Source organism: Dactylosporangium siamense, assembly GCF_016862795.1.
Lineage (GTDB): Bacteria > Actinomycetota > Actinomycetes > Mycobacteriales > Micromonosporaceae > Dactylosporangium > Dactylosporangium siamense.
Genome location: NZ_BONQ01000156.1, coordinates 23,422 through 37,059, shown reverse-complemented (window position 1 = coordinate 37,059; position 13,638 = coordinate 23,422). Strand labels below are relative to the sequence as shown.

General features: G+C 70.9%; 8 protein-coding genes. 5 read left to right on the top strand and 3 right to left on the bottom strand.

What is annotated here, in order from left to right; genetic code table 11:
• The first annotated feature begins 200 nt into the window (after nucleotides 1-200).
• Nucleotides 201-3,335, top strand: a complete 3,135-nt coding sequence (locus Dsi01nite_RS47785; RefSeq protein WP_239136835.1) for a fascin domain-containing protein — start codon at nucleotides 201-203, stop codon at nucleotides 3,333-3,335.
• Between the two features lie 77 nt (nucleotides 3,336-3,412).
• Here Dsi01nite_RS47785 and Dsi01nite_RS47780 read toward each other — a convergent pair whose 3' ends face one another.
• The 3 genes from Dsi01nite_RS47780 to Dsi01nite_RS47770 form a co-directional block, all read right to left on the bottom strand.
• Nucleotides 3,413-4,963, bottom strand: a complete 1,551-nt coding sequence (locus Dsi01nite_RS47780) for a penicillin-binding transpeptidase domain-containing protein (protein WP_203853137.1) — start codon at nucleotides 4,961-4,963, stop codon at nucleotides 3,413-3,415.
• A 242-nt stretch (nucleotides 4,964-5,205) separates the two neighbouring features.
• Nucleotides 5,206-8,913 carry an FHA domain-containing protein gene (locus Dsi01nite_RS47775; RefSeq protein ID WP_203853136.1) on the bottom strand — a complete coding sequence of 1,236 codons (3,708 nt, stop codon included), beginning with the start codon at nucleotides 8,911-8,913 and terminating at the stop codon, nucleotides 5,206-5,208.
• 49 nt (nucleotides 8,914-8,962) lie between these two features.
• A complete protein-coding gene (locus Dsi01nite_RS47770; protein WP_203853135.1) occupies nucleotides 8,963-9,406 on the bottom strand; it encodes a CBS domain-containing protein in 444 nt (147 codons plus the stop codon).
• 532 nt (nucleotides 9,407-9,938) lie between these two features.
• Here Dsi01nite_RS47770 and Dsi01nite_RS47765 point away from each other — a divergent pair.
• Genes Dsi01nite_RS47765 through Dsi01nite_RS47750 form a run of 4 tightly spaced genes read left to right on the top strand, consistent with a single transcriptional unit; the run spans nucleotide 9,939 to nucleotide 13,627 of the window.
• Nucleotides 9,939-10,109, top strand: coding sequence for a hypothetical protein (locus Dsi01nite_RS47765; protein ID WP_203853134.1), 171 nt, complete (start codon nucleotides 9,939-9,941; stop codon nucleotides 10,107-10,109).
• Nucleotides 10,110-10,119: 10 nt separating this feature from the next.
• A complete protein-coding gene (locus Dsi01nite_RS47760; protein ID WP_203853133.1) occupies nucleotides 10,120-11,151 on the top strand; it encodes a sugar ABC transporter substrate-binding protein in 1,032 nt (343 codons plus the stop codon).
• Nucleotides 11,151-12,638, top strand: coding sequence for a sugar ABC transporter ATP-binding protein (locus Dsi01nite_RS47755; protein WP_203853132.1), 1,488 nt, complete (start codon nucleotides 11,151-11,153; stop codon nucleotides 12,636-12,638). Before Dsi01nite_RS47760 ends, Dsi01nite_RS47755 begins: the two co-directional genes overlap by 1 nt.
• Nucleotides 12,635-13,627 (top strand): ABC transporter permease, encoded by a 993-nt coding sequence (locus Dsi01nite_RS47750; protein ID WP_203853131.1) that lies wholly within the window; start codon nucleotides 12,635-12,637, stop codon nucleotides 13,625-13,627. The genes Dsi01nite_RS47755 and Dsi01nite_RS47750 overlap by 4 nt, the downstream gene beginning before the upstream one ends.
• The last annotated feature ends 11 nt before the right edge of the window (nucleotides 13,628-13,638 follow it).

The following is a 13,638-nucleotide window of genomic DNA, read 5'->3' as shown; positions in this document are numbered from 1 at the left end:
CTCGTGCCACAGTGGGCATCGGCACCCAGAGGCAAGAGCTGAGATACATCCCATCTTTCGAGAACTGTCACTGGCCCGGCCCACGGGTACAACGGACGTTGCAGGCATTGACGAAGCCAGACATCCAATGTTGACTGCTCTTCACACGAGAGGGACTCGACGGCGCGAGGCTCCCGCTCCAGATACCAAGGAGAGTTTCTGTGGGCAAGCCCCGCCGACTCGCCCTCCTGGCGGCCGCCACCGTCCTGTTGGGCACGTTCGTCACCCTGATCCACGGCCAGAACGCCACCGCGTCGACGACCGATGAGGCGTTCAACCCCGGCACCGGCGCACTCGACGTCGACTATGCCAGTTACCTGGGCAAGCACGACATCGTCTACAACAGCCCCCAGACCAATCCGCTGCACGGGCTCACCGTCGGCAACGGCAAGACCGGCGCGATGGTGTGGAACACCAACGGCCTCACCATGCAGGTCTCCGGCGTGGACCTGTCGCAGCAGTCGGCGTTCGCGGCGGGCCTGGTCAACCTCAACACCAACCCCGGCCTGGACACCGGCGCGAACAGCTACCAGCAGCGGCTGTCGCTCTACGATGGGACCCTGACCACCCGGTACACCTCCGGCCGCAGCGTCACCGTCATGGGCGTGCCCGGCTCCGAGGTCATGGGTGTGCACGTCGAGGACGACCGCACCGGTCTCGGCACGACCACGCTCGACCTGAGCCTGTGGGACCCGAACACGGTCACCAACAGCGCGGACGTGCCGAACCTGGACACCTGGAAGCAGGTCAGCACGTTCGCCGACGCGACCGCCGCCGGGTTCAGCCGCGGGCAGAGCGACGCCAACGGCTTCGGCTACACCTTCGCCGCGACGGTGGAGGGCGCGGCGTACACCACGCAGGTCGTCAACGGCACCCGGGTGCGGCTCAACATCACGCCCGCCGGCAGCTACACGATCTGGTTCACCGCGGCCAGCCGGGTCAACTCCCCCGGCGCCAACTCGGTGACCCAGGCCCGCAACCAGCTCGCCGCGGCGAAGAGCACCGGCTACCTGACCAACCTCAACAACTACCGCAACTGGTGGCACGCGTTCTGGGCCAAGAGCTTCGTGCAGTACAGCGGCGCCGCCGGCACCGGCGACTACCTGGAGAACGTGTACTACCTGTCGACGTACATGATCGCGGCCGGCGGCTACGGCAACTACCCGTTCCACTTCATCAACGGCGTGTTCCGGGCGACCGAGGACCGCACCAAGTGGAGCAACGGCTACTGGTTCTGGAACCAGCGCGACGTGTACAACTCGTTCCTCGCGTCGAACCACGTCGACCTCTTCGCGACCGAGAACCGGCTGTACAGCCGCAACCTCACCGCGCTGAAGGCCTACACTTCTACCAGGTACGGCATCGACGGGCTGTGGGTGCCGGAGACGATGGGCTGGGACGGCAACGCCCGCGGCACCGTCGGCAGCGACTTCGTCAACGACATCTACTCCACCGGCACCGAGGCCGCCTACAACATGTACCTGCAGTACCGGTACACCAACGACACCGCGTATCTGCAGAACACCGCGTATCCCTACATGCGCGAGGCGGTGAAGTTCTACCAGTCCAAGCTCAGCTACGACGCCGGCACCGGCCGGTACTACATGGCGACGTCGAACGCGCACGAGACGTACTGGGACGTCAAGAACGCGATCACCGACCTGGCCGCGGTGCGGCTGCTGTTCCCGCTCACGATCGCCGTGAGCAACCAGCTCGGGCTCGACGCCGGCCTGCGCGCCGGATGGCAGAACGTGCTCGATCGCATCGAGCCCTACAAGACCAGCAACGGTGCGTGGCTGCCGCACGACCCGCCGGCCCCCGCGCAGCAGCGCAACGGCGAGAACGTCACCTCCGAGCTGATCTGGCCCTACGACCTGACCGGCATCGGCGCGCCCGACTACTCCACCGCGCTCAACAGCTGGAACACCCGGCCCAACCCCTACAGCAACGTGTGGGCCAACGACGCCGTCCAGGCCGCCCGGCTCGGCCTCGGCGACCAGGCGCTGCAGGGCATGAAGCTCATGCTGCAGCGCTACCAGAACTACCCCAACGGCATGACCAACAACACCAACGGCGTCTTCGAGTACCTCGGCGTGCACCTGGCGGCGATGAACGAGACGCTGCTGCAGTCCTACAACGACAAGATCCGGGTCTTCCCGGCCGCGCCGAACGACTCCAACTTCGTCGGCCGGTTCACGCTCCTGGCGAAGGACGGGTTCCAGGTCAGCTCGGAGCGGGAGGGCAACGAGACCAAGTACGTCGGCGTCAAGAGCCTCTACGGCAAGCAGGCCAGCGTGGTGAACCCGTGGGGCACCGCCGAGATCCGGGTCCGCCGGGCCTCGGACAACGTGACCCTCACGACCACGACGGCCGGTGAGGTCACCTTCGCCACCGCCGCCAACACCGTCTACATCGTCGAGCGGACCGCGAAGCCGCTGACGTCCTACACCAGCACCTCGCTGAGCGGCACGGTCAACAACGGCGTCAAGTCGCTGTCGGGCACCGCGTCCACGCTCGGCACCGGCGGCGCCGGCACCCCCGGGCTCGTCAACAACACCTCGCTGACCTACGACGCGAACTGGCACCTCACGACCGGCCGCGGCTACGGCGACTACAACGACGACACGCACCACTCCACGACCGTCAACGCCACGGCCAGCTACACGTTCACCGGCACCGGCGTGGAGCTGCTGTCGGAGCGCTTCAGCGACATGGGCAACGTCGACGTCTACATCGACAACGTCCTGCAGGCCAACGTGAACCTGTTCGCCAGTGGCGCCCGCCAGGCACAGCAGGTGGTGTACAGCAAGACCGGCCTCACCAACGGCACCCACACGATCCGCGTCGTGAACAAGACGACCTCGGTCGGCATGATCGACGCGCTGCGGATCCTCACCGGCGGCACCCCGCCGACCGGCACCGGCCAGTCGCTCATGGCCCAGGTCAACAGCCGCTACGTCACCGCCGGGTCCGGCCCGCTGATCGCTTCGCAGACCACCGTCACCGCGGCCGAACAGTTCGAGATCGTCGACCTCGGCGGGGGCAACGTCGCCCTGAAGGCCAAGGCCAACGGCCAGTTCGTCTGCGCGGAGAACGCCGGCGCCAACCCGCTGGTCGCCAACCGCGCCGCGGCCGGCTCGTGGGAGACGTTCAAGCTGATCCACAACGCGGACGGCACCGTCAGCCTCCAGGCCACCGTCAACAACAAGTACGTCGTCGCGGAGAGCGCCGGTGCCGCCGCACTGATCGCCAACCGGGACGCGATCGGCCCCTGGGAGAAGTTCCTCCTCCAGTAGCCGGATCTTTGCGACAACCCGGAGGATCGCGGCGGATCCTTCGGGTTGTCAGCGCACGCGCGGGCAAATTCCCGAGGTCAGGCGGCGAGGGCGAGCTCCCGGGGCGGGGCGGTGAAGTCGCGGGCCGGCAGCGGGGCGAGGGCGTCGTGCGCCACCCCGGCGATCACCCCGCTCGCCGCCTCGGGCACCCCGGTGCCGAGCTGGGCGGTGCCGCCCTGCGCCGTCGTGAGCATGCCCGCGGTCGCCAGCTGGGGTGCGGCGATCACCAGGGAGAAGGTGCGGCGGTTGCTGGTCAGGCCGAACTGGCCGGACACCGGGCGGTCCACGGCGGCGCGCACGGGGGTGGTCAGGACCTTGCCGGCGCCGCAGCGGTCGCCGAACGCGGACCGGTCGCCGAGCGGGCAACGGCCCGCGTCGATCGCGGCGCGGGCCACCTCGGGGCGCAGCACCGACGCGCAGTTCGGTCCGACGCCGGCGACCGGGCGTCCGCCGGAATCGGCGACCTTGGCGACCGGGAGGGGGTCGCAGTGGGTGCCGTCGGCGGCCAGGGTCGCGTAGGCGTTGGCCAGGTCCAGGGCCGTGGTCGCGGAGACGCCGAGCGTGAACGCGCCCCACTGCGCGTTGGCCGCCGGCTCGCTGAGCGTCTGGTCCTCCTTGCTGCGGAAGGCGATGCCCAGGCGCTTGGCCATGGCGATGGCCTGGTTGGCACCGACCTGTTCCTCCAGCGCCACGAAGTACGTCAGCACGGAGTGACCGAACGCGTCCCACATGGTGCGGCGGCCCGACTGGTACGCCGGATCGCCGGTGTTGGCGGGGCACCAGTACCCGCCGTTGCACGCTGCCGGGCTCGACGGGTCGATCCGGTACTTCGACTGGTACACCCGTTTCGTGTCGATCGCGTGGTCCAGCCGGAGGCCGCTGTCCAGCGCCGCCGCCAGGGTGAACATCATGAAGGGCGCACCGGCCGCCTCGCCGGGCGTGTCCGCGTCGCCGGAGACGATCGGGGCCACGGTGTCCGGTCCGGCGGGAAGTCGCAGCGGCGGCTGGTTCTGGTCCACCGAGCTCGTGGGCAGCGGCTGGCGGCGGAAGTTGCGGTTCACCGCCATCGTCTTGACCAGGCCGGTGCCGGGCTCGATCGCGGCCAGGGAGAACACCTTCGGGTCAGTGACCGGCAGCAGCGCGTCGACCCGCCGTTTCGTGCCGGCCTGCAGCTGGAGGTCCAGCGACCCGCCGATGCGGTACCCACCGTGCAGCAGCCGGTCGGTCCGCTGCGCCACGTCGTCACCGAAGAGGGCCTGCGCCTGCCACCACGTGACGACGTACTCGCAGAAGAAGCCCCAGTCGTTGACCGGGGCCCGCACGCAGCCGTCACGGGGATCGTCGGTGTCGAACCGCGCGATGAGTGTCGTGCCGTCGGCCGCGTACAGCTCCGACGGTTTCCGGGCGGCGGCCGCCGGCGCCTGCGACCCGCCGGGCGCGGCCGTGTCCCGGGACGACTGCCACAGCACCACGCCGACCACGGCGACCAGCACCAGGACGACCGCCACGGCCAGCACCGCGCGCCGGTTCACCGGCCCGGGTTCGGGTCCCGACTCGATGATCGACTCACTGGTTGATGCCCCCGCCATTGCCGCCCCCGCCACCCAGGTCATTCGCTCCCAATGAGCGGTTTGGATGATATCGACTGATGTCGCGGGACGCTGACCCGAGCCGGCGGCCCGGGCGTCAGACGTCGGCTTCGAGGGCGAAGCGTGGGAGCTGGTCAACATCCTGGCGAAGGAGAACTTCTACGCCGTCATGCGGCGTCCAGGCAGCCCGGCCTCCTGAGCGCATCGCCCGGACGACGGATCTCGGCGGCCGACGGGCGCGGTCAGTCCGGTAGCTGGAGGGGGCCGCCGTGGCCGGGGAGGCCGCGGTCGGGCGGGATCGGTGGTTCGGTGGTGCCGGCGGAGGTGATGCCGTGGGCGCGGGTCTGGTCGGCGAGCCGGTGGTGGTACGCCGCGACGATGGCCAGCACCCGGCCCGCCGCGTCCAGCAGGACCGGCGCGGCACGGTCGATGACGTCGGCCTCGTGGGTCTCGAAGGCCCGGACGCCGTCCAGGACCGCGGTCTTCAGATCGCGGAGCAGGCGCAGGTCGGTGCCGGCGAACAGCTGGCACAGTGCCGTGACGCGGCGCGGGTCGTCGCCGGCGAGGAGGAGCTCCTTGACGGCGGGGACGCTGCCGCGGACGAGCTCCGTGTCCGGGTCGGCCTCGACGGCGGCGAGGTCGGTGTCGAAGGTGCGGATGTCGAGATGCGGGTCGCAGAAGCCGGCGGTGCGCTGCCACAGGGTGCGCAGATCCTCGTGAACCAGGCCGTCGAGATAGCTGACGAGGAACCGCCGGTGCGCCTCGAGGACGTACTGGGCCTTGAACGGGGTCAGCTCGCGCGGGTCCTCCCCGGCGGTGGCGACCGACGTGATGAAGCCGAAGTCGGCGCTGAGTGCGTTCTGCATGCCGGCGAGCAGGTACACGAACTGCACCCAGGTCGCGAACAGCTGCTCCAGGGAGAGGGCGTGCAGTCCGTCCTCGGTGAGGACGACGCCCCAGCGGGCGCCGAACCGCAGCCGCCGCAGGTGGCCGATCTGATACATGGCGAGCTGGGCGTCGATCTCGGCGTGTGCGTGGTGCAGCACCGTGCGGTACGCGGCGGTCGCGTCCGTGCCGGCGTGGTTGCGGATGATGTGCGGCCCGCCGATGTGCAGGTGCAGGAACTCGCCGACGTCGTACACGGCGCCACCGACCGCCATCCAGTGGCCGGCGTTCGCGCTGTTGCGTCGCGCCAGCTCCGACACCTCGAAGCGGGGGCCCTGCTGCGCGTGGCCGAGATACGTGGTGAAGACGTCCTGGCCGAGCCGCCCGTCGGCGATCAGGCGGCGGATGAACTCGCGGCCGTCGCCGGGCACGACGTCGGTCAGCGCCTCGATGACGGCGGCGGCGAAGGGCGCGCTGCCGCACACGTAGACGTGCGCGCCGCGGCCGCCGTCATCGACCGGGCGCAGGAGGTCCCACAGCGCGTCCGCGTCGGCGCGGATCACGTCGTCGACCCGGCGCCGGCGGCCGTCCTGCACGGTGTGGCGGCCGTCGGCGAAGCCGACCGCGGCGTCGGCGCGGGAGAACGCGACGGTGAACGTGAGCCGGCCCGCCGCCGCGGCCGCGTCGAGGACCGGGTGCGCCACGTACTCCTGCGGCGTGCGGATCCCGACGTAGAGCAGGTTCTCGCCGGGCCCGGTGCGGGCGGCGACGAACCCGAGGAACGGAGCGACGCCGGAGCCGGCGGCGAACATGACGACGGGGCGCGCCGGATCGTCCGGCAGCCGGAACCGCGGGGTGGGCACGATCTGCAGTGACAGCCGCTGCCGTCCCTCGTCGCCGGCCCGGCGCAGGAAGTGCGACGCCGCGCCACGGCGCTGCCGGGGGTAGGACCATGGCGTCCGGGCGGAGGTGTACTCGAGGCCGGCGACGACCAGGTGCAGGGTGCCGGCCGGGCGGCCCGGCGGCGGCACCGAGGCGATGGAGTACAGCCGGAACGGCTCCGGCGGGACGACCGCGCAGAACGCTTCGGCGTCGCCGGGATCCGCCTTCCACAGCCGGGTGACGTCATAGCCGCCCGCGTACAGCAGGTTCAGGACGTCCCACAGCTCCCATTGGTCCTCCATGCGGGCGTCGACGATGCGCTGCCAGGACCCGACGGCGGTCAGTTCGGCGAGCTGTTTCGCCAGCTCCCGCCCGACCGGCCGGAGCCGGGCGAAGCGCAGCAGCGTCCGCAGCGGCAGGACGTCGACGTCGCCGTATCCGGCCCGGCAGGCCACCGCCCGCCGCCACGGCGGGGTGAGCCGCACCAGTTCGTCGCCGGTCGCCTGCAGGGCCGCCACGGTCCGCCGGACCAGGTCGTCGTCGTGCTCAGGGAGAATTCCGACCCGGTCGCCGGGCAGGTGGTGCACGCCCTGGCCGGCGACGTCGATCTCCAGGTAGCAGGTCCACGCGCCGGACGCGCCGGTGACGACCCGGCTCCGGCGGGCGGTCCCGAACACGACCGGCGGTCCCACCGGGGGGCGTCGCTCGTCGCGCACGACGGCCAGTTCGTGGTCGACCTTGTCCCAGGTCCGGTCCTTGAACAGGCCGGTGAACCGGGCGCCGGTCGTCACCTGCCGGCCGACCTTGAACGACACCTCCAGGAACCCGTAGGCCTTGATCCGGTGCAGCCCCATCCAGCCGCGGTCGCCGACGTACGCGTCGAGCACGGCGTTGTAGACGCCACGCAGTGCCGGGTTGCGGGTGTCCTCGACGTACTGGCGCACCGACACCTCCCGCAGTGCGGCGACGAGGTCCTGCCAGTGCCGCGGGAAGAACCCGGCGAGGTACGTGCTCTGCCGCCCGACCAGCGAACCGTAGTCACGGCGCTCCAGGAACGCGTCCAGGGCGTGGATCTGCGGCTGCGCGGTCCCGCTCGGGCTGGGCGCACCGTCGAAGATCGGCACGCCCGCGGTGCCGACGGTCTTGGCCCACAGCACCTGATCCAGCGGGTGCCGCCCGCGTGGGTTCGGGTCGATCTGCGGATAGACGGTCTGCGTGACGTGCTGCAGCCGGTCGAGGATGACGAGCAGGGCCCGCTCGACGGCGGCCGGGTCGTCGGCGGCGACGGCCTCCTGCGCGTCGAGCATCGCCCCGAGCACCGGCGTCAGCCCCATCGCGAACTCGGTCGTGACCAGGTAGAAGACCCGCTCGGCGGCGTTGTCCCAGGTCGGCACCAGCAGATCCATGTTGTCCAGGACCCGCGGACCGGCCGGATCACGCAGCCGCCAGTTGTAGAAGAACAGGTCGATGTACGACACGGCCGGGACCTGCTTGCCCAGCCGGCGCGACACCAGCGTCCACGGCCGCAGCAGCGACTCCGGCAACGCCCCCGGCGGGTCGACCGCCATGTACTGGTAGGCGTGGGCGTACACGCCGAGCAGCGTCGAGGCGCGCAGCAGGTACCGGTCGGGCAGTGCCTCCGGCCGGGCGTCCAGGACCGGCATGGCGTCGAACGCCCGGCGCAGCGACAACCGGCGGAACAGCTCCGGCAGCCGCTCGCTCATGTCGTCCCAGGCCCGGTGCGACTCCGGCAACGCCGTCAACGGCGGGTCGACCGGCAGGAAACCGTGCTCCAGCGACAGGAACCCGTCCAGCTCGTGCCCGGCCCGCCGGTTGTCGGCCTCGGCCGCCTCGATCACCCGCCGGGCGGCGACGCCCGGCGGCTCGAGCGCCCGCAGCATCGTCCGCTCGCCGGGGTCCATGAACGCCGTGGCGTCCGGGTCGATCAGCGTCCACCCGATGTCGAACCGGCCGATCCGCAGCCGATCCCCGGCGGTGAGCACCCGCCGCGTCACCCGCTCGTCGTTGACGAACGTGCCGTTGGTGCTGCCCAGGTCGGTGACGACCAGGTCGGCGCCGTCGAGCTCGAGGCGGGCGTGCCGCCGGGAGACGTCCCGGTCGTCCAGCACCACCACCGTCGCCGCCGCGCTGCCCCGCCCGAGCGTCGCCGGCAGCGTGCACACCCGCTCGGCACTGCCGCCGGCGTGCCGATCGGTGATGACCAGCCGGAGCTCAGGAATGGTAGATCACCGCTCGGCAGAGGTCGGCCCGCGACAGCGTGCCGACGAGCGTGCCGTCGTCGACCACCGGCAGCCGGCGGATGCCGCGGTCGAGCATCACGATCGCGGCCCGGGCGAGCTCGTCGCCGGAGCGGACCGTCGCCGCGTCGCGCACCACGAGCGGGTCGACGACCCGGTCGGCGAGCGCCCGGCCGCGCTCCAGGAACAGCCGGAACGCGTCGGCGAGGGTGCCGCCGGCCTCGGTCACGTCGTCGAACCCCGGCAGCATGGCGCGCACCAGGTCCTCCTCGGACACCGACCCGATGAATCGCCCGTCGTGGTCCAGGACCATGAGCTGGCCGACCTCGGACACGCTGACCACTTCGGCCGCCCGCCGGATGGTCGTGCCGAGCCTGATGTAGGCCGGAAACGCCGTCATGACGTCTTTGACCAGCATGTCACCTCCAGGTCCGCCCCTCCCCGCGCCCGCACGCCGGGATGCCGCCGCAGATGAGGTTGATCTGCGATGGTCATCATCGCACCGCACGGGCAGGTTGTTCATTGCACGAGCGGCCGATGGCGAAGGTCAGCCGTTCACCGCAGTTTGGGCGCGGAAGAGGCGGCCGGGCGCAGCGAGCATGGGGGGTCGAGGGGTGGGAACCCCCGCGCCGGCAGGCGCGGAGCAGCACGGGACGGCAAACAGCGCCAGTCCCGGAGGGGCCCCTCCGGGACTAGCGCCTACCCTGCTCGGCGTCGGCGTCGCTCTGCAGGGTGTCGTCCGCAGGACTTCGAGCGGTGGGTCCGCTCATCGAACCATGGACAACCCTCGACACGAAGTGAACATCGGAGGTATCGGTTCGTCAAGAAGGGTGCCGAACTTCTGTCGCATCGAACAAAAGCGACAGGCTTCAAGATTTTGCCCCTTGCCGATCATGGGTCGGGCCTGCTAGACATCGGATGTATCCGAAGGGACTGCGGCAGGGAGGGTCATGACCAACCGATTCGTGTCGCTGGACACCTATGACGCGCGCGTCCAGCTCGACGCCGCCCGCGTCGCCCAGGTGAACGAGACCGTGGCGAGCTCTACGATGCGGGCCGAGAGCCGGGCCCGCCACACCTTCCCGGACGGTCCCGGCTGGCACACCCCCGAAGGAACCTGAGGATCCCGCCATGAAGCTGTTACGACCGGCCATCCTGGCCACCGCCTTGGTCGTCTCGCTCACCGCCTGTGACTCCGCCGCCACCCCTGAGAACGCCGGAGGAACCAAGCCGATCGCCGTCGACCTGCCCCGGGCCGACTCCGATTTCTGGAACTCCTACGCCAAGTACGTCCCGGCGTTCGCGAAGGAGGCCGGCATCAACCTCATGACGCCGACGAACTCGCAGAACGACATCGCCAAGCTCGTGGCGAACACCCAGGCGCTCACCAGCCAGGGCGCGAAGGCGATCGTGATGGCGCCGCAGGACACCGGCGCGATCGCGACCACGCTGACCCAGCTGGAGCAGAAGAAGATCCCCGTCGTCACCGTCGACACCCGGCCCGACAAGGGCAACGTCTACATGGTCGTGCGGGCCGACAACCGCGCGTACGGGCAGAAGGCGTGCGAGTTCCTCGGCGCGAAGCTCGGTGGCAAGGGCAAGGTCGTCGAGTTTCAGGGCTCGCTGTCCAGCGTGAACGGCCGGGACCGGTCCGAGGCGTTCGCCGAGTGCATGCAGAGCAAGTTCCCCGGCATCACCGTGTTCGCCGAGCCGACCGACTGGGAGGGTGCGAAGGCGTCCGCCGCGCTGCAGACCCGCCTGGCCCAGCACCCCGACATCAACGGCATCTACATGCAGGCCGGCGGCGTCTTCCTGGCCCCGACGCTGCAGCTGCTGCGCACCAAGAACCTGCTCGTCCCGCCGGGCGACCCGAAGCACATCTTCATCGTCTCCAACGACGGCATCCCGCAGGAGTTCGAGGCGATCCGCAAGGGCGAGATCGACGCGACCGTGTCGCAGCCCGCCGACCTGTACGCGAAGTACGCGCTGTTCTACGCCAAGGCCGCCGTGGAGGGCAAGACGTTCCAGCCCGGTAGGACCGACCACGACAGCACCATCGTCGAGGTCCGGAAAGGGTTGCTCGAGGACCAGCTGCCCGCCCCGCTCGTCACCAAGGACAACGTCGAGGACTCGGCGTTGTGGGGCAACCAGATCGGCAAGTGATGACGGGCGCACCGGCGGTGGAGGCCGTCAACACGAGCAAGCGCTTCGGCGCCACCACGGCGTTGCACGACGTGTCGCTGTCCATCGCGCCGGGCAGCACCCACGCCCTCGTGGGCCGCAACGGCGCCGGCAAGTCGACGCTCGTGTCGCTGCTCACCGGGCTGCAGAGCCCGGACGCCGGCGTGGTCCGCTTCGATGGGGAGCCGGCCCCGCCGGTGCCGGACCGGGCCGCGTGGCGCCGCCGCGTGGCCTGCGTCTTCCAGCGCTCCACCATCATCGCGGACCTGTCGGTGGCGGAGAACCTCTTCCTCAACCGCCAGGGCGACTTCGTCCGCTGGGGGCCGCTCCGCCGGCGCGCGAAGCAGCTGCTGGACGACTTCGCCGTCGACGTCGACCCCGCTGCCCGGGCCGGTGACCTGGGCGTCGAGCAGCGGCAGCTGGTCGAGATCGCGCGGGCCCTGTCGCAGGGCACCCGGTTCATCATCCTCGACGAGCCGACCGCTCGGCTCGACGCGACCGCGATCGAACGCCTCTTCGTCCGGCTCCGGGCCCTGTCCGCGACCGGCGTGACGATGCTGTTCATCTCGCACCACCTGCGGGAGGTGTACGAGGTCTGCGACACCGTCACCGTGCTGCGGGACGCGCGGCACGTGCTGACCGCGCCCGTCGGCACCGTCGACCACGACGCGCTCGTCACCGCGATGACCGGCGAGGCGGTCGGGCTCACCACGGTCGGTGCCCGCCCGCCGGTCCCGCCGGAGACCCAGGTGGCGTTGCGGGTGGCGGGATTGACGTTGCGCGGTTCGTACACCTCGATCGACGTCGACGTGCGCGCCGGGGAGATCGTCGGGGTCACCGGCTCCGGCAGCAGCGGCAAGGTCGCCCTCGCGGAAACCGTCGGCGGGCTGCGGCGCCCCACGACCGGCACGGTGACCGTCGGCGGCCGCACCGTCACACCGGGCAGCGTGCCGGCCGCCCTCGCCGCCGGGATCGGCCTGGTGCCGCACGACCGGCACCGCGAAGGGCTCATCCCGCTGCTGTCGGTGGCGGAGAACGCCACCCTGCCGATCGCCGCGTCGTTCGGGCCGGCCGGCTACGTCTCCCCCACGAAACTGGCGGCGACCGCGCGGGCGTTCATCGACCGGTTCGACATCCACACGTCAGGGCCGGCCGCACCGGTGAGCAGCCTGTCCGGCGGCAACGCGCAGAAGGTCGTGCTCGCCCGCGCCCTGAGCACCGCGCCGTCGGTCCTGGTCCTGATCAACCCGACCGCGGGCGTCGACGTGCGCTCCAAGGAGTCCCTGCTCGACGCGGTGCGCACCGCCGCCGGCACCGGCACGGCGGTGCTCATGGTCTCCGACGAGCTCGACGACCTGCGCCACTGCGACCGGGTCCTCGTCATGTTCCACGGCCGCGTCGCCGCGGCCCTGCCCGCCGGGTGGAGCGACACCGACGTCGTCGCCGCCGTCGAAGGAGTCACCCGATGAGCACAGTCCCGGCCCGCCTCTCCGGGATCCGCCTGGCCAGGATGCGGGACCTCACCCTCATCCCGGCGATCCTCGTCCTGCTCGTCGTCGGCGCGGTCGTCGACCCCGTCTTCCTGTCCAGCACCAACATCATCAACGTGCTGCAGCAGCAGACCGAGCTGTCGCTGCTGGTCCTCGCCGAGACGGTCATCCTGATCGGCGGCCGCTTCGACCTGTCCCTGGAGTCGACCGTCGGCCTCGCGCCGGCGCTCGGCGTCGCGCTGGTCATCCCGGCCGCCAGCAACGGGCTCGGCACGTCCTGGCCCTCGGCGCTCGCCGTGCCGCTGATCCTGCTCGTCGGGCTGCTCGTCGGCGCGCTCAACGCGCTGCTGATCGTGCGTTTCGGGCTGTCCGCGTTCATCGTCACGCTGGGCATGCTCATCACGCTGCGGGGGCTGCAGATCGGCATCACCGGCGGCCAGAGCCTGTTCGAGCTGCCGCCGTCGGTGCTGTATCTCGGCAGCGCCACCTGGCTCGGCCTGCCGCTGTCGATCTGGCTCTGCGGCACGCTCTTCGCCGTGGGGATCGCGGTGCTCGGCTGGTTCCGGCACGGGCGGGCCGTCTACGCGGTCGGCGGCAACGTCGACGCCGCCCGCGCCGCCGGCATCCGCACCGACCGGGTCATGTGGATCGTCTTCATCGTCGCGGGCGTCCTCGCCGCGCTCGCCGGGCTGTTGATGACCGGCCGGCTCGGGTCCATCGCCGCGGCGCAGGGCGACGGCCTCATCTTCAAGGTCTTCGCCGCCGCGGTCATCGGCGGCGTCAGCATGAACGGCGGCAAGGGCACCCTGTTCGGCGCCCTCTGCGGCGTGCTGGTCCTCGGCCTGATCACCAACATCCTGACCCTCGCCGGCGTCTCGGCGCAGTGGATCCAGGCGGTGTACGGCCTGATCATCCTCGTCGCCCTGGTCCTCGCCCGCGTGACGACGGGCAAGGCGCAGGACTCGTAGGGCGGCACACA

Coding starts and splice junctions, on each gene's coding strand:
- Dsi01nite_RS47780 (WP_203853137.1), bottom strand. CDS start 4,963: ATGGCGGGGGCATCAACCAGTGAGTCGATCATCGAGTCGGGACCCGAA.
- Dsi01nite_RS47770 (WP_203853135.1), bottom strand. CDS start 9,406: ATGCTGGTCAAAGACGTCATGACGGCGTTTCCGGCCTACATCAGGCTC.
- Dsi01nite_RS47765 (WP_203853134.1), top strand. CDS start 9,939: ATGACCAACCGATTCGTGTCGCTGGACACCTATGACGCGCGCGTCCAG.
- Dsi01nite_RS47760 (WP_203853133.1), top strand. CDS start 10,120: ATGAAGCTGTTACGACCGGCCATCCTGGCCACCGCCTTGGTCGTCTCG.
- Dsi01nite_RS47755 (WP_203853132.1), top strand. CDS start 11,151: ATGACGGGCGCACCGGCGGTGGAGGCCGTCAACACGAGCAAGCGCTTC.
- Dsi01nite_RS47750 (WP_203853131.1), top strand. CDS start 12,635: ATGAGCACAGTCCCGGCCCGCCTCTCCGGGATCCGCCTGGCCAGGATG.